The sequence below is a fragment of the Povalibacter sp. genome (genome assembly GCF_036520495.1).
Classification (GTDB): domain Bacteria; phylum Pseudomonadota; class Gammaproteobacteria; order Steroidobacterales; family Steroidobacteraceae; genus Steroidobacter.
Map to the genome: position 1 here is coordinate 1 of NZ_DATDJO010000047.1, position 15675 is coordinate 15675.

Consider the following 15675-nt stretch of genomic DNA (forward strand, 5'->3'; position numbering starts at 1 on the left):
ATCCTTGCGATACAGCTCCAGCCGCGCGTCGAGGCCCGAACTGAACGAATGCTCGATGCTGAGGATGGCGTGATTGGCGTGCTGGGCCGGGTAGAAGCGATCGACGCCATCTTCGATCTGCAATTCATTGATGCCCTGTGACTGGTAGAACCGGCCCCAGCTCGCGCGCAGTCGTGTCTTCGGGCCAGCGTTGTAGAGCAGGTTGATGCGCGGACTCCATTGCGCCGAATCGCCGGAGCCGTCATAGGTCTGCGTGTCGACGCGCAAGCCGACCTCCATGGTCCACAGGTTGTTCGGCTGCAGCCGCGCGTCCCAGTAGCCGGATGCCTCGTAACCATCGGGATGCAACTCGAGATCCCGCAGCGTGGCGGTCGGCGGCGAGCCCGGGAACGGATAATCCGCGTCGAAGCGCACGTCGGCTCTGTATTCGTATTCGGCCCAGAGTCGTCGCACTTCGGCACCGAACCGATGCGACGCAGGCGCCGTGCGCCACTCATTCTCCAGGCGCAGACCGATGACACCGAACGATCGGTCGTCACGCACTTCGCCTGTCCGTCGACCCGGATCGCTCACCGCGCCGTGGCGCTCATCCGACACACTCGTCCACGACAGGATCGCGCGACTGGACAGCGAGTCCGACCAGGCATGGCTCAGCGTGCCCCACAGATAGCCGTTGCTGGATTCATCCTGCGCACGTTCCGTACCCGAGGAGCGCACCGCCGTCACCCGGTCGTGCGACAGCAATGCATGGAGCGCACCCGTCGTGGTCTCGCTGAATTGCCAGTCGAGCCGCGCGAAGCCATCCGAGTACTCCGGCTTGCCGATGTCGTTCTCGGCCAACGACGACAACTCGCCGAGGTTGCTGCGCCGGGCGGAAAGCAGCAACTGACCACGATCGTCGTCGAGCGATGTCGCGACCACCGCGTTGACATGAAACAGCGTGAGTCCGATCTCGTAATAACGATCGGTCTCGGGGCGCACCGATCGTGCGTCGACGATTGCGCTCATGCGATGACCGTATGGCGCGGGAAAGCCACCGAAGTACACGTCTAGGCCATCGATCAGCCGCGAATCGAGCAGGCTGACCGGACTGAGATAGTTCTTGAGATGAAACGGTTCGTAAAGCCGCAGGCCATCGAGCAGGATGGCCGTTTCATTCGGCACGCCGCCGCGAATCGGTCCGATGCTGGAAAAGCCATTGACCGCCGCGCCGGGCAACCGCTGTACGGCGTGCAGCGTTTCGTCGCCGAGCCGCGGCAGGTTCGTCACCTGCACCTGATCCAGAAACGCATGCGAGCCCGACAGGTCGGCAGCCAGTGCATAACGACTGGTCTGCACGACGACTTCCTCCAGCGTCGGGCGATTGCCCGTCCTGGCCACTGCGGAGCGCTGTTCCCTGGCGGATCGCTGCACCCTGACGACCGTGAACGTGCGCGGCGCGACTTCATCGAGCGTCAATTCGTAGGGCGCCAGGATCTCACGGGCCAGCGCCTCGCCCGATACGGCGTTCGGCTCTGTCGTCACACGCAGCGCGTCCGAGACGATTTCATCGTTATAGATGAACGTCAGTCCTTGCTGGCGCAACTCATCGAGGACGTCGTTGATTCGGCGGCCCACCAACCCGGCAGCGCAGACAGCGTCGCTCATGATCAATGCCAGCAGCACACCCGGTAAAAGGCGACGCGCGACCCGCAGGCCTCTGCTCCGTGAAATGCGGTCGACCAAGGGGATGCCGATGATTGCGTGCTGCGATGGAACGCGACTCACGGCATGTTAACAAAGACTCTCCGGCAAGCACCGTCGGCATGATCCCGGCGAAGAGCCGCGATACGTGCTTTCGGCGGTTTGCCCGCCACTGCGCGATCTTCTTGGATAAGCGCCTTGGATAAGCGCCATTGCCCCTAAAGCCCGATGCGAATCGAATCGTCGGTCTGCGTGCGCGTGAACGGCGTCGTCGCGAGCACCGCGGCGAGAGCCTGTTCCGGCGGCAGGTTGCTGACAGAGCCGCGCAGGATGAGCTGCTCGGCACGTGCCTGCACTTCCGGACTGGCGTAGACGATGCGCTTGCCGGTCTCGCGCGCCATCCATTCGAGAAACTCCGAGAGCGACCGGCGATCGATCGCAAAGACCGGGGCGATGCCAGTGGCCCATTGCCAGCGCGGATCCTGCGTCGAGATCGCTTCACGCTCGATGTCGCCCTGGCGCGGGATCATCAGACGCTCGCCAGCGGTGCCGGCATACACCTGTCCGGCACGCTCAACTTCGATGCGGCCTTCGCGCACGCTCACCGCGATGCCGCCGCCCAGGGTGCGCAATTCGTATTGCGTGCCGACGTGCCGCACGGATCCGAACAGCGTATCGATCACCAGCGGCTGCGCAGCCGCAGCGTCGCTGCCGGAATCCACGTACAGAGCACCGCTGTCGAGCACGATGCGATCCTCGCCCCTGAGCTCGACCAGCGAGTCGCTGTCGACCCGCACAGACACGCCTGCGCCGACGAGCAGGGCGGCACGTGTGCTTTCATCCGTGCGCAACATCGCACCTCGCGGCAACGGTGTGCCCGGAGTGACCGGGTGCCATTCGTCGCCGCCGCCACTGATGGTCATCTGCAGCGTGCCCTCGACTCGCGCCACCGTCGCTATCGGCTCGCCGAATCGCTGGCCGGGCTGGAATATCAGGATGGCCGCGACGATACCGGCTGCGAGGCTGGCCGCAATGCCATAGCGCACGATCCGACCGCGGCGACGCTGCCGAACCAGCTGCCGCCATTCGCGGTACACGGCCTGGCGCGCGTCATTGATGACGTTGTCGGGCGGCAGCTCGCGAGCACCGGCTGCGCGCAGCAAGTCACGCACGCTGGTTTCGTCGTCTGGTCCGGTCATGTCTGTTTCGCTCATGCAGCACCGCCCATGCCCGCCAGCACGTCGGCGGCGGTCGATCCGAACACGGTTTCCAGCGCTTCGCGAAAAGCGACCCGCGCACGTGCCAACATTGATTGCGCTGCAGTGTGACCGATTCCCAGCATGGCACCGATCTCCTCGACCGACCGGCCTTCGACGTACTTCCATTCCAGCACGTCGCCGTAACGCGCCGGCAGGCGATCGAGGATGCTGCGGATCAGGCGCCGGGTCTCCTCGGTGCCGTACTGGTGCGACGGCTCGTCCTGCACGGGGGCCTCGATGGAATCCAGAGCGGCGCGCAGTTCGGGCGTGTCCTCGATCAGGCTGATGCGGCTGGTGTGCCGGCGCTGGCTCCGCAGGTAGTCGACCACCTGATTCCGGCAGATCTCGCACACCCAACTGAACAGTGCGGCTTCGCCCCGATAGCTCGACAGATAGCGCATGGCTTTGACCAGGGTGGCCTGCACCACTTCCTTGCCGGCTTCCGGGTCGCCCCCGACGCGAGGCAGGGCAAAACGATAGACGCGGGGAAAATAGTCGTCGAAGAACACGCTGAACGCGCGTTCCTCGCCTGCCAGCATGCGCTGCACCAGTTCCCGATCGTCAGCCAAGTTGCCACCTTCCCGTTCCTGCTGCACGTTGGACGTTACCTCCGCGGCCGATCAATCGCACCGTGCGGGCGGTGCATCGCGCCGCGACAAATGTCGCTATACGTATGAATTCTTTGTAAGAAACCGGAATCGGCGCAGCGCGCGACCAAACTTTCCCCCCAGCACGTCGTCTCAATGACAATCGCGGAGCAGCAGCAGCTTTCATACCGGCGTTGCTCCGGCGCGGGAACGACCGGCAACGCAGCGGTGTTGTTCCCCCAGGGACGTACAGGTCAACTTCTTTTCGCGTGGAGACACTATGGTTGCGCATATGGTTCGGGCTTCGGTATTGGTCGCAGCAATCGGCTTTTCGCTCGCGGCGTGCTCCAAGGATCAGGGCGCTGCTGTACTTGGGGGCAGCTCGCTCGCCACTGCGACAACGCAGTCGGCCGCAGAAGCGCCCATCAACCTGAGCGGGACGCTGCCGGACTTCACGGTGCTGGTCGATCGATATGGCCCCGCGGTCGTGAACATCGGTGTGGTCGAAAAGAACCAGCCGGTCAGTAACTCCCCCGGTCCGCCGGGAATGTCGCCGAATGACCCGTTCTATGAGTTCTTCAAGCGCTTCGGCGGCCAGGCGCCACGCGGCAATCAGCCGCCGGCGCGCGGCGAGGGTTCCGGCTTCATCGTCAGCCCGGACGGCTACATCCTGACCAATGCGCATGTCGTCAACGGCGCTACGCAGGTCACGGTCCGGATGACCGACCGGCGCGAATACGAAGCGAAGGTGATCGGCGTCGACGAACGAACCGACGTGGCCGTCATCAAGATCGACGGCAAGAACCTGCCGATCGTGAAACTCGGCGATGCGTCGAAGCTCAAGCCAGGCGAATGGGTCATCGCCATCGGTTCGCCGTTCGGCTTCGAGAACAGCGTGACGGCTGGCGTTGTCAGCGCGACCTCGCGCTCGATGCCCGGTGAAGCAAACTACACACCGTTCATCCAGACAGACGTGGCCGTGAATCCGGGCAACTCCGGCGGCCCGCTATTCAATCTCAAAGGTGAAGTGGTCGGTATCAACTCGCAGATCTACAGCCGCACCGGCGGCTACATGGGCCTGTCGTTCGCCGTGCCGATCGACGTCGCCAACAACGTCAAGCAGCAACTCATCACCAACGGCAAGGTGACGCGCAGCCGCATCGGCGTATCGATCCAGGAAGTCGACGCACAGCTCGCGGATTCGTTCGGCCTCGATCGGCCGCATGGCGCGCTCGTAGGCATGGTCGAATCCGACAGCCCGGGCGCCAAAGCGGGCATCAAAGCCGGCGACGTCATCCTGAAAGTCGACGGTGCCGAGATCGAAACCTCCTCACAGGTACCGGCGATCATCGCTTCGACCAAGCCCGGCACGCCGGTGAAGATCGAGGTGTGGCGCGATGGCGGTACGAAGGTGGTTACCGCACGTCCTGAGGAGATCAAGGACGAAGCGCAACAAGTCGCCGCACGCGGCGGCGCCGATGTCGATTCGGCTAGCAAGCTGGGTCTCGCGATCCGTCCGCTCGCCCCGGAAGAGAAACGTGCGGCCGAGACCGAGGGTGCAATCCTGGTCGAGGACGTCGGCGGTCCTGCTGCCGACGCCGGCGTGCGTCCGGGCGACATCATCCTCGGCGTGAATGGCACGCGCGTGAAGTCGGTGCAGGAACTGCAGAAGGCTGCGAGCAAGAGCGGCAAGATCGTCGCCCTGCTGATCCAGCGCGACAACGCGCAGATCTTCGTGCCGGTCCGCGTCGGTTGAGCCGTGACACAGGAGCCCATGACGCATAAGGTTGGCGGGCAGGAATTTGCCTCCACACCCTCCTCCGCGTTGCGGGGGAGGGTCTCACGGCCCGCCATGGATTCCGTCATGCATCTGCTGTTGATCGAAGACGACCTCGAAGCGGCGGAATACCTCGTCAAAGGTCTGCGCGAAAACGGCTACACGATCGAACACAGCGCCGACGGCCGCGATGGTCTCGCACGCGCCACGCAGAATCGTTACGACGTCATCATTGCCGACCGGCAACTACCCTTCGTGGATGGCCTTGCCATCATCGGCACGCTGCGCCAGAAGGCCGATCACACGCCGGTACTGATTCTCTCGGCGCTCGGCACGGTCGACGATCGCGTGCATGGCCTGAAGGCTGGCGGTGACGACTACCTCACCAAACCGTTCGCTTTTTCCGAATTGCTCGCGCGTATCGAGGCGCTGAGCCGTCGCAGCTCCGCCTCCGGCGCGGAAACCACGCGACTGCAGCTCGGCGACCTCGAGATGGATCTGCTGTCACGCCGCGTCACCCGCGAAGGCCGTGACATCGCTCTCACGTCCAAGGAATTCCAGCTGCTCGAGTACCTGCTGCGACGGCCCGGCCAGGTGGTGACGCGAACCATGCTGCTCGAAGGCGTCTGGAATCTGCACTTCGATCCGCAGACCAACATCATCGACGTCCACATGAGCCGGCTGCGCAACGCGGTCGACAAGGGCTTTTCACGATCGCTGATTCACACGGTACGCGGCGCGGGTTACATGCTGAAGGACGAGAGCTGAAGTGGAGAGTTGATAGTTGATAGCTGAAGAGCAACGGAGGCGCGTTCTGTCGCTATCCACTATCAACTTTCAACGATCCACTTGCCGCCACTCGCTATAGTTGCCGCAAATGGCAACGACCTCGCAGCCCTCCAGAAAATTCCGCCTCTCCACCTCGCGCCTGTCGGCGCTGTTCGTGGGCATCTTCGCAGCCGGAATCGTCATCCTGCTGACCACCGTCTACGTCCTGACGGCCCGCGTTCTCGATCACGAAGTCGACGTGGTCATCCAGGCCGAAGTGAATGGTCTGCTCGACGAATACCGGCGCGGCGGCATCCTGCAATTGATCCAGAACCTGCATCGGCGCGCCGACAACTGGGGCCGCACGGGCGCCGTGTACCTACTCATCGACGGCCAGGGACGTCGCATCGCCGGCAACATCGCGCGCTGGCCGTCGGACATCAGCCTCGGCGACCAGTGGATCGAGTTCGAGATCGACGCCAGCGAGCACGGCGGCGGCGTGGCCCATCCGGTACGCGCGCAGACGTTCCTGCTGCCCGGCGGGCGCGCCCTGCTGGTCGGCACCGACGTTCTCGATCGCAAGCGCCTCGCCTCGCGCCTGCGCTCCGCCATGATCTGGGGCACGGGACTGTGTATCGCGCTCTCCGTGCTGGTCGCTTATTTCTACAGTCAGCGGGTCCGTCGCCGCGTCGCCGCAATCGCGAACACCTGCGACACGATCATGGCTGGCGAACTGTCGGAACGTCTCGCCATCGAAGGCGCCAACGACGAGTTCGACGAGCTGTCGACGACCGTCAACCGGATGCTGGATCGCATCGAACAGCAGACCAGCCTGCTGCGCACGACCTTCGACAGCGCCGCACACGACCTGCGTGCGCCGCTGTATCGCGCGCGCGTGCGCATCGAAGAAGCCCTGCAGCATCGCGAACTCGCCGAAGATTCGCGCGACGTGATGGAAGCGACGCTCGCCGAGCTCGACCGCGTGCAGCGCACGCTCGGCACGCTGCTGCAGATCGCGCAGGCCGATGCATATTCACGCGAACTGCCGCTCGAGGAGGTGGATCTGGCCAACCTCGCGCGCGAAATCGTCGACCTCTACCAGCCCGAAGCCAGCGAACGTTCGCAATCGCTGATCTATCGTGGCGAACAGAACGCTGCTCTGCGCGGCAACCAGCAATTACTGGCGCAAGTGCTGGTGAATCTCGTGGAAAACGCACTCAAGTACGTGCCTGCAGGCGGACGGGTGGACGTCAGCGTCGACACCAGTGCCGATGCCATCACGCTGACCGTCGCCGACAATGGACCGGGCGTGCCTGCCGAGGATCGCGAACGCATCCAGCAACCGTTCATGCGACTGGAACGCGATCGCAGCCAGTCGGGAAGCGGCCTCGGACTCAGCCTCGTCGCCGCAGTGATCCGCCTGCATCGAGGCACTGTCGAGCTACTGGACAATCAACCGGGACTGATCGTGCGCTGCCGGTTGCCGAAGGAGAAAACGGAGAGGCCGCAAAAGACCGTGACCGCAAGGCTTCCTCACCGCACCGCAACTTCCTCGACATAGAACAGCTCGCAGGCACCGGCGCCGGTGTCCTTGCGTGTCAGCGACGTGTTCCAGGTATAGCCATCGGCACGACTGACGTTGACCAGGTATCCCGTCAGCTGCACGACGTTGCCGGCGCGCACGGATTCGAGCTGCTTGCGCACCCGTTGCGAAGCGGGAATCAGATGCATGTTGGCGGCGCCCAGCAGTGCGGTGCCCAGATCGATGGCGCTTTCATCGGGATAGATCGTGAAGAAGCGGCTGCCCTGCTTGATCCGGAAATGGGACAGCACGGCGCTGTCGGACATCGGACCCCAACCCACCGCGAAATCGATCGGCGACAGTTTCGCACCGCCATCCACCCGATAGGGCTCGACGGACAGCACGCGGGCGCTGATGTCGAAACGCGCCTGTGGCGCGATCCGGAACTCCCCGATGCTGAAAGGCGCTGCGTCAGTCGGCGTCTGGATCGGTTCGTCCGGCGCGAGCACGCCAGGCGGACGTTCGATCGGCCGGCCGGACAACATGCCGGCAATGCCGAAGCAGCAGACGATGATCGCCAGCAGGGGTTTCCAGAAATCGCGCAAGAGGTAATGGTTGTCGTTTGAACTTGTGACGACGCTAATGGCGATGCGGGCGTCTTGATACGACACAGATCACACTAGGAGGCCGACTGGCTCACTGGCTAACTGGCTAACTGGTCTGCTGGCCAGAATGGAGTTTCCTGAGTTCTTGCCAGTTGGCCAGTTGGCCAGTCGGCCCCGCGTCCGCGCATCTCACCGCTCCTCCACCCTGACCCAGACCTCCAGATCATCGCTCTGCGTCGCGTAGCTGCGGCTGAGGATCCCGCTGGACTGCGAACGGGTCGACTCGCTCACGCCTCCCAGCGAAATCCATTCGCCTATTGCACCGCTGGCCTGCGTACTGATTCGCTGCGTCTCGATGGACTGATTGTTGGCGCCGACCTGCTCGGCCCGCTGTTCGATGTCCAGAGTCACACGCTGTGCCGACACACGTGGCGTGACGATAAACCCGGTGTTCACTTCGCTGTGGCTGGTGGAGGCCCCCACCCAGGGCTTGCGGCCGCCGGCCACGACTGCGGTCACGAGGGGAATACTCCGGCCGGTGGAGACGAACGCCGATGCACCTTCGAGCACGTGCACGCTGCTGATGCTGGATCCATTTGCCTGCGACGCGGCATCAGTGGCTCGCAGAGCGGCGCCCGATCCGCGATTGCCGATGACGACGGCTGCTTCCGCCGACTCGCGCTCGATGGCCTGGCGGGTCGCCCGTCGCACCGACACCAGCAACGAGCGCGGTTGCCGATCGATCTGTTCGAGCGCGCGCCGGATCTGCGCGACATTGGCCGGGCTGGCACGTACGAACAGCTTGTAGTCCGTGCCGCTGAGCGCACCGCCCGGCTCCACCAGCGGCTGCAGCACCGGGATCACTTCCGGTGCGGTGCGATAGTGCAGATCGATGATCTCCAGTTCCTGTCCCCAGGCGAGACCGGCCACCAGGCACAGGAGTGCAACGCGCCACGACAGGGTTAACAGTTTCATGCGTGGCATTGTCACCGCAGAAGGCACGCGTGGCGACCGGACATCGGGGGATACCTGAATCGCAGGGCCCTCAAGGTCCGCCAGCGCCGGCCGATCCTCATGGCTTGGACGGTGGTTTCCACGTCCATGTATTCCAGGAACTCCTGACCATGAATCTGATTCTCGGCATCGTCGTTGTCATGGGCTGCGTACTCGGTGGCTTCGCCTGGCATGGCGGTCAGTTGGTAGCGCTGTGGCAACCCTCGGAACTCGTGATCATCGGCGGCGCCGCGATCGGCGCCTTCATCATCGCCAATCCTTTCAGCGTGTCGAAGCGCGCGCTGGGCGGCGTAGGCGCACTGCTGAAGGGCTCGCCCTACAAGAAGGCCAACTATCAGGCCCTGTTTTCCGTCATGTACGACCTGCTGTCCGTGGCGCGCAAGGAAGGCATGATGGGCCTCGAACGCGTGATCGAAGATCCGTCCCAGAGCGAGATCTTCGCCAAGCGCCCGGTGCTGTTGAAGGACCTGCACGCGACCGAATTCATCCAGGACTACCTGCGACTCATCATCAGCGGCGACATGGACCAGTTCCAGCTCGAAGCCCTGATGGACCTGGACATCGAAACGCATCATCACGAGGCCGTGGAACCCGCCGGCGCAATGAACAAGGTCGCGGACGCCCTGCCTGGCTTCGGCATCGTCGCCGCCGTGCTGGGTATCGTGAATACCATGGGCTCGCTTGGCGGTCCGCCGGAAGAAATCGGGCTCAAGGTGGCTGCGGCTCTGGTCGGCACATTCCTGGGCATCCTGCTTGCGTATGGGCTCGTGAGTCCGATGAGCAATGCGATGGAGCGCATGGCCAACGACGAGTCGCAGTTCTACAAGACCATCAAGACCTGCATCCTCGGCTTCGTGCAGGGACATCCGCCGCAGGTGGCCATCGAGTTCGGTCGCAAGGCCACGCCGGGAGCGCTGCGCCCGAGCTTCAAGGACCTTGAAGCGCAGCTGCGCGGCAAGAAGGCCTGACGGGCAACTCGCGATGGCCGCAGGTAAAGGCAGTGACGCGCAGACGATCGTCATCAAGCGCGTAAAGAAGGGCGGCCATGGTCATCATGGCGGCTCATGGAAGGTCGCGTTCGCCGATTTCGCCACGGCGATGATGGCGTTCTTCCTGCTCCTGTGGCTGATGGGTTCCACCACGGAAGAACAGAAAGGCGCGATCTCCGAATACTTCAACAATCCATCGGCCGTTCCGGGCTCGAGCACCGCGCCTTCGCCGACATCGATCAATGGTCCTGGCGGCGCCAGCACCAGCATGATCGCGCTCGGCGGCGGCATGGAATTGCACCGCACTGCCACGGCAGAGACGAATTCAGCAGATGCAGCCGCGCCGGTGGACGTCGACGAGGCAGAGAAGATTGCCGAAGCGCTCGACAGGGAACGTCTCGAATCGCTGCTGCAGGAATTGAACAGGGCGATCGAGCAGCGTGAATCGCTGGCGAAATTCAAGGACCAGATCCTGCTCGACGTGACACCCGAAGGCGTGCGCATCCAGATCATCGATCATGAGCGCCGCTCGATGTTTCCGCTCGGCAGCCCGGTGCTGGAAGCGTTTGCCGATACGATCCTGCGTGAACTTGCGACCGTCATCGACGATGTGCCGAACCGCATCAGCATCAGCGGCCACACGGACATCCGTCCTTACGGCCGCCTCAACTACAGCAATTGGGAACTCTCTGCCGACCGTGCCAACGCCGCGCGCCGCTCACTCATAGGCGGCGGACTTACCGAAGCCCGCATTGGCCGCGTCGTCGGCCTGGCATCCAGCGTGCTGCTCGACCCGCAGGCCGCGGATAACCCGATCAATCGACGCATCAGCATCGTCGTGATGAACAAGCGCACCGAAGATGCGATCCATCATGAGAACGGCTCGATCCTCACCGTCCAGGACAACGGCGCTTTGGTACCTGCTGGCGAACCGGTGGCGGCAGTAGGTCAGTGAATCAAGGCAAGTACACCAAGGAGCACAAGGCCGGACCACAAAAGAGTACAAAGTAAGTCTCTCGGTCAGATCAAATCCCTTTGCGCGCTTGATTTGCGATCCTTTGTGTACCGTACTCAATCAGGACTCAGCTGCGCCGCATCCATTCCGGATCGGGCAGCTCATGGAACGCATGGCGCAGGCTCTCGCTCCAGCGCCTGCGGACCATCCGGAAATATTCGTGATCCTCGTCGATGTTGATATGACTCTGCACCCGCAGCGCATCGCGATGAATGCTCAGGAGGTCCAGCGGCAGGCCCACGGAAAGATTCGAACGGATGGTCGAGTCCATCGAGATCAGCGCGCACTTGGCGGCCTGCGCGACACTCGTGCTGCGGCTGACGACGCGATCGAGAATAGGTTTGCCGTACTTGGACTCGCCGATCTGGAAATACGGCGTATCGGTCGTCGCTTCGATGAAATTGCCCGCGGCGTAGACACAGAACATGCGCGGCGGTTCGCTGCCGATCTGGCCGCCGAAGATAAGCGAGGCATTGAACTCGATGCTGTGTTCCTTGAGGGCTTCGGCATCGCGCCGATAGACCTGTCGCAGCACCTCGCCGACATGCTGCGCCGCTGCGAACATGTTCGGCGCCGTGAAGAGACTCTCCGTCTCCGGATCATTCACCTGCTCGCGCAGACTGTTGTTCAGCGCCTGCGAAATGGCCAGGTTCCCGGCACTCATCAGCACCATCACGCGATCGCCCTGCTTCTCGAAGACCGAGATCTTGCGGAACGTGCTGATCTGATCGACGCCGGCATTGGTGCGCGAATCGGCCAGGAACACCAAACCGGCATCCAGCAGGATGCCCACACAATAGGTCATTTGAAATCCGCCTTTGGATTCTGCAATTCTGCAGAATAGCCGCAAAAGACCGTGACCGGAGGGAATCCCACGGGGCAAAAAGGCAAGACCGGCTGCGGCAGCGCCTCATCGTTTATCGTCTTGGTGCGGTTTTTGGCGGCCTCCGTCTCTTACTGTTGCTGTTGCTGTTGCTGCTGCGCCGAGGCAGCCACGATGACCGCAACTTCCATTTCTTCCGCACCGCCGCCCCGGCGGACGCCGCGAACCGGGCAGGCATCGAGATAGTCGCGGCCGACGGCGAGTCGGCAATGGCGGCCACTGATCAGCGTCCGATGAGTCACGTCGATGGGCATCCAACCCTCTTCAGGGCCGAGCCAGGCATCCGCCCATGCGTGACTAGCAAACTCATCGTCCTTGCCGCCGGTGTAGACGTAACCGCTGACATACCGCGCAGGGATTCCCACGGCGCGGCAGCAGGCAATGAACACATGAGCATGATCCTGGCAAACGCCCTTGCCGCGCGCGAACGCACGGGAGGCCGATTCGTGGACGTCAGTGGCGCCGCGCTCGTAGCCCACTGCGTCGCTCACCGCGTCGGCGAGTCGCAGCAGATTGGCTCTGCGGTCCGTCGCATGCGCCAGCCGATTCTTCGCGAAGGATTGAATCGCCGCATCAGCGCGCGTCAACGGCGTCTCCGCGAGATACGTCAGCGGCGACAACTTGCCCTCGTTGGGCAGCATCTCGCCTTCGATATCACGCGTCTCGACCACGCCGTTGACGATGATCCGGATCTCGTGATGCGGCTCACCCAGGGTCAGCAGATGCACGACATTGCCGTAGGCATCGATCTGTTCGTGCTGACGCCCCGGCGCACTGATGTTCCAGTTGAGCGCTCGCTGCACCGGATCGCGCCGCGGCGTGAGCCGCAGATTCTGGACACTACGCTTCACCGGCTCGTCATAGCGATAAATGGTTTCGTGGCGGATGTGCAGCTGCATTCAAAACTCCAGATTCAGCAGAAACAAGATCTCCACGGAGGACACGGGGCAAGAAGTCACTCAGGGGGTCGGATCTGCACAAATGCCACCGCCGGATGCAGTCCATGAGGAACGGAAGTTTCTTAGCCCCCGTGTTCCCCGTGCTCCCCGTGGAGATTCCTCATCCCAGTCCTCTAGTCCGCCGAAGACACCAGGAAGTCGCTCGACACGCGCTCGCCCAGGTCGCGCGTGCGGCCCATGAACTGCACGAGGTATTCGTGCAGGCCGAGCTCGAAAATATCTTCGATGCGGCCGAACCGCAGCGACGCATGTAACTCGCCGGCACGTCGCTCGGTTTCCGCCGACTGTCCGTTGCGGATGGCAATCAGGTGCGTGTACACCTGCTCGACACAGCGATGCAGCGAACGCGGCATGTCGGAGCGCAGCACCAGCAGCTCGGCTACGCGGCGTGGTGTGATCAGATCGCGATAGACGCGTCGATACACCTCGAAAGCCGATACCGAATTGAGCAGCGCACTCCACTGGTAGTAGTCCGCTGCGCCGCCGACCTTCTCGCCGCGCGGCAGCAGCAGGTGGTATTTCACATCGAGGATGCGCGCCGTGCTGTCCGAGCGCTCGAGATAGGTGCCGAGCCAGGTGAAGTGCCAGGCCTCGTCGCGCAGCATCGTCCCCTGGATCACGCCGCGGACCAGATGCGAGCGATGCTTCACCCATTCGAAGAAGTTGCCGACTTCGGCTTCCGTCGATGAGCGCATGCCGGCAACCCGCATTTCCAGCCAGGTCGCATTGATGCTTTCCCAGATTTCCGAGGTCAGTGTGCCGCGGACAGCGCGCGCATTCTCGCGGGCTGCACGCACGCAACTGTAGATGCTCATCGGGTTGTCGCGATCGAACACCAGGAAGGCAATCGCATTCGCCGGCGTCACTGCGGTGTAGCTCTGTTTGAACGCATCCAGCAGCCCGATGATGGTCAGGGTGGCGATCCAGCCCTGCTCGACGATTTCCGGGCCCTGCGGCAGCAGCGACATCCGGTAGTTCACTTCGAGGATGCGCGCGAGGTTTTCGGCCCGCTCGGTATAGCGGGCCATCCAGTAGAGATGGTCAGCGGTGCGGCTCAGCATTGACTCATCGCTCCAGCACCCACGTATCTTTCGTCCCGCCGCCCTGCGAGGAATTGACGACCAGCGAGCCTTCGCTCAGTGCGACACGGGTCAGGCCGCCCGGCACGAGCGTGACTTCACTGCCCGAAAGCACGAACGGCCGCAGATCCAGGTGACGCGGCGCGATGCCCTGATCGACGAAGGTCGGACAGGCCGAGAGCGCCAGCGTCGGTTGCGCAATGTATTTCTCCGGGGTGCGCAGAATGCGCTGACGAAAGTCCTCGATCTGTTCCCTGGTCGACGCCGGCCCGATGAGCATGCCGTAGCCACCGGCGCCGTGAACTTCCTTCACGACGAGTTCGGACAGGTGCGCCAGCGTGTACTCGAGATCCTCTTTTCGCCGCAGCACATACGTCGGCACGTTCGAAAGCAGCGGCGCTTCGTCGAGATAGAAGCGGATCATGTCCGGCACGTAGGGATAGATGGACTTGTCGTCCGCCACGCCGGTGCCGATGGCATTGGCGATTGTCACGTGTCCCGAACGGTACGCGGAGAGCAGCCCGGGAATGCCGAGCATGGAGTCGGGCCGAAACGCCAGCGGATCGAGAAAATCGTCGTCGATGCGTCGATAAATGACATCTACCCGTTGCGGCCCACGAGTGGTCCGCATGTACAGGAATTCGTCTTCGACGTAGAGATCCTGGCCCTCGACCAGCTCGATACCCATCTGCTGCGCCAGGAACGCGTGTTCGAAGTAGGCGCTGTTGTAGGCGCCCGGCGTCAGCAGCACGACGGTCGGATCGTTCACGCCAGACGGCGAGACGCTGCGCAGGTTATCGAGCAGCAGATCCGGATAGTGCTCGACGGGCGCGATTGAATGCCGCGCAAACAGCTCCGGAAACAGCCGCATCATCATGCGCCGGTCTTCGAGCATGTAGGACACGCCCGAAGGCACACGCAAGTTGTCTTCCAGGACGTAGAACTCGCCGGCACCCGCGCGCACCACATCGATGCCGGCGATGTGCGCATAGATCGACCCCGGCACGTCGATGCCCTGCATCTCGGGCCGGTATTGCCCATTGCAGAGCACCTGCTCGGAGGGAATCTTGCCGGCGCCGAGAATTTCCTGATCGTGATAGATGTCGGCGATGAAGGCGTTCAGCGCGCGGACCCGCTGCCGCAGACCTGCCGCCAGGTGCTGCCATTCCTGGGCAGGAATGATCCGTGGAACGATATCGAAGGGAATCAGGCGCTCCGTGCCCGCTTCCTCACCATAAACGGCGAAGGTGATGCCGACGCGGTGAAAGAGCGAATCCGCCTCGGTTCGCTTCTGGGCGACCCGGTCCTTCGGTGTTTTGGCCAGCCATGACGCGAAAGCACGGTAGTGTTCGCGAACACTACCGTCGGCGGCATGCATCTCATCGTACGGTCGGTCCCCTGCTGGCATCGCAATCCTGGTTTTCCGGCAACAGAAGCGACGGGAGCGAAAACCGTGCCAGCCAGAAATCGGTGCAATCCATAGGGATTCAACAGACGGATCACGCTCGACTGCCCCATAACAGGGCAGTCATACT

At 63.0% G+C, this 15675-nt stretch carries 14 protein-coding genes; 5 read left to right on the plus strand and 9 right to left on the minus strand.

What is annotated here, in order from left to right; genetic code table 11:
• The 3 genes from VIZ63_RS16910 to VIZ63_RS16920 form a co-directional block, all read right to left on the minus strand.
• Nucleotides 1-1647 (minus strand): TonB-dependent receptor plug domain-containing protein (locus tag VIZ63_RS16910; RefSeq protein WP_331610855.1); only part of this gene is annotated, 1647 nt, incomplete at its 3' end.
• A gap of 254 nt (nucleotides 1648-1901) precedes the next feature.
• Complete coding sequence (locus tag VIZ63_RS16915; RefSeq protein WP_331610856.1) at nucleotides 1902-2882, minus strand: FecR domain-containing protein; 981 nt, start codon at nucleotides 2880-2882, stop codon at nucleotides 1902-1904.
• A gap of 11 nt (nucleotides 2883-2893) precedes the next feature.
• Nucleotides 2894-3511, minus strand: coding sequence for an RNA polymerase sigma factor (locus VIZ63_RS16920; protein WP_331610857.1), 618 nt, complete (start codon nucleotides 3509-3511; stop codon nucleotides 2894-2896).
• 310 nt (nucleotides 3512-3821) lie between these two features.
• Between VIZ63_RS16920 and VIZ63_RS16925 the strand changes: the two genes are divergently transcribed.
• The 3 genes from VIZ63_RS16925 to VIZ63_RS16935 all read left to right on the plus strand — a co-directional run bounded on the left by VIZ63_RS16925 (nucleotide 3822) and on the right by VIZ63_RS16935 (nucleotide 7635).
• Nucleotides 3822-5285 carry a DegQ family serine endoprotease gene (locus VIZ63_RS16925; protein WP_331610858.1) on the plus strand — a complete coding sequence of 488 codons (1464 nt, stop codon included), beginning with the start codon at nucleotides 3822-3824 and terminating at the stop codon, nucleotides 5283-5285.
• Between the two features lie 108 nt (nucleotides 5286-5393).
• Nucleotides 5394-6074 (plus strand): response regulator transcription factor, encoded by a 681-nt coding sequence (locus tag VIZ63_RS16930; protein ID WP_331610859.1) that lies wholly within the window; start codon nucleotides 5394-5396, stop codon nucleotides 6072-6074.
• Nucleotides 6075-6183: 109 nt separating this feature from the next.
• Complete coding sequence (locus VIZ63_RS16935; RefSeq protein WP_331610860.1) at nucleotides 6184-7635, plus strand: HAMP domain-containing sensor histidine kinase; 1452 nt, start codon at nucleotides 6184-6186, stop codon at nucleotides 7633-7635.
• On the opposite strand, the gene VIZ63_RS16940 is transcribed toward VIZ63_RS16935, so the two are convergent.
• Both VIZ63_RS16940 and VIZ63_RS16945 read right to left on the minus strand, forming a co-directional pair.
• Nucleotides 7608-8201 carry a hypothetical protein gene (locus VIZ63_RS16940; protein ID WP_331610861.1) on the minus strand — a complete coding sequence of 198 codons (594 nt, stop codon included), beginning with the start codon at nucleotides 8199-8201 and terminating at the stop codon, nucleotides 7608-7610. The genes VIZ63_RS16935 and VIZ63_RS16940 overlap by 28 nt on opposite strands.
• Nucleotides 8202-8390: 189 nt before the next feature.
• Nucleotides 8391-9176 (minus strand): secretin N-terminal domain-containing protein, encoded by a 786-nt coding sequence (locus VIZ63_RS16945; protein ID WP_331610862.1) that lies wholly within the window; start codon nucleotides 9174-9176, stop codon nucleotides 8391-8393.
• A gap of 149 nt (nucleotides 9177-9325) precedes the next feature.
• Here VIZ63_RS16945 and motA point away from each other — a divergent pair, with 149 nt between their 5' ends.
• On the plus strand, nucleotides 9326-10183 hold the full coding sequence (gene motA, locus VIZ63_RS16950; protein ID WP_331610864.1) for a flagellar motor stator protein MotA: 858 nt from the start codon (nucleotides 9326-9328) through the stop codon (nucleotides 10181-10183).
• 13 nt (nucleotides 10184-10196) lie between these two features.
• Nucleotides 10197-11159, plus strand: a complete 963-nt coding sequence (gene motB, locus VIZ63_RS16955) for a flagellar motor protein MotB (RefSeq protein WP_331610865.1) — start codon at nucleotides 10197-10199, stop codon at nucleotides 11157-11159.
• 127 nt (nucleotides 11160-11286) lie between these two features.
• Here the strand turns inward: motB and VIZ63_RS16960 are convergent, their stop codons facing one another.
• From VIZ63_RS16960 to VIZ63_RS16975, 4 genes are all read right to left on the minus strand, one after another.
• Nucleotides 11287-12024 (minus strand): proteasome-type protease, encoded by a 738-nt coding sequence (locus VIZ63_RS16960; protein ID WP_331610866.1) that lies wholly within the window; start codon nucleotides 12022-12024, stop codon nucleotides 11287-11289.
• Nucleotides 12025-12173: 149 nt separating this feature from the next.
• Nucleotides 12174-13001 (minus strand): transglutaminase family protein, encoded by an 828-nt coding sequence (locus VIZ63_RS16965; RefSeq protein WP_331610867.1) that lies wholly within the window; start codon nucleotides 12999-13001, stop codon nucleotides 12174-12176.
• Between the two features lie 173 nt (nucleotides 13002-13174).
• Nucleotides 13175-14122 carry an alpha-E domain-containing protein gene (locus VIZ63_RS16970; protein WP_331610868.1) on the minus strand — a complete coding sequence of 316 codons (948 nt, stop codon included), beginning with the start codon at nucleotides 14120-14122 and terminating at the stop codon, nucleotides 13175-13177.
• Nucleotides 14123-14126: 4 nt separating this feature from the next.
• Nucleotides 14127-15548: a circularly permuted type 2 ATP-grasp protein gene (locus tag VIZ63_RS16975; RefSeq protein WP_331610869.1), complete on the minus strand. Its 1422-nt coding sequence runs from the start codon at nucleotides 15546-15548 to the stop codon at nucleotides 14127-14129.
• Between the last annotated feature and the right edge of the window lie 127 nt (nucleotides 15549-15675).

Coding starts and splice junctions, on each gene's coding strand:
- VIZ63_RS16935 (WP_331610860.1), top strand. CDS start 6,184: ATGGCAACGACCTCGCAGCCCTCCAGAAAATTCCGCCTCTCCACCTCG.
- VIZ63_RS16945 (WP_331610862.1), bottom strand. CDS start 9,176: ATGAAACTGTTAACCCTGTCGTGGCGCGTTGCACTCCTGTGCCTGGTG.
- VIZ63_RS16975 (WP_331610869.1), bottom strand. CDS start 15,548: ATGCCAGCAGGGGACCGACCGTACGATGAGATGCATGCCGCCGACGGT.
- motB (WP_331610865.1), top strand. CDS start 10,197: ATGGCCGCAGGTAAAGGCAGTGACGCGCAGACGATCGTCATCAAGCGC.
- VIZ63_RS16960 (WP_331610866.1), bottom strand. CDS start 12,024: ATGACCTATTGTGTGGGCATCCTGCTGGATGCCGGTTTGGTGTTCCTG.
- VIZ63_RS16965 (WP_331610867.1), bottom strand. CDS start 13,001: ATGCAGCTGCACATCCGCCACGAAACCATTTATCGCTATGACGAGCCG.
- VIZ63_RS16925 (WP_331610858.1), top strand. CDS start 3,822: ATGGTTCGGGCTTCGGTATTGGTCGCAGCAATCGGCTTTTCGCTCGCG.
- VIZ63_RS16970 (WP_331610868.1), bottom strand. CDS start 14,122: ATGCTGAGCCGCACCGCTGACCATCTCTACTGGATGGCCCGCTATACC.
- motA (WP_331610864.1), top strand. CDS start 9,326: ATGAATCTGATTCTCGGCATCGTCGTTGTCATGGGCTGCGTACTCGGT.
- VIZ63_RS16915 (WP_331610856.1), bottom strand. CDS start 2,882: ATGACCGGACCAGACGACGAAACCAGCGTGCGTGACTTGCTGCGCGCA.
- VIZ63_RS16930 (WP_331610859.1), top strand. CDS start 5,394: ATGCATCTGCTGTTGATCGAAGACGACCTCGAAGCGGCGGAATACCTC.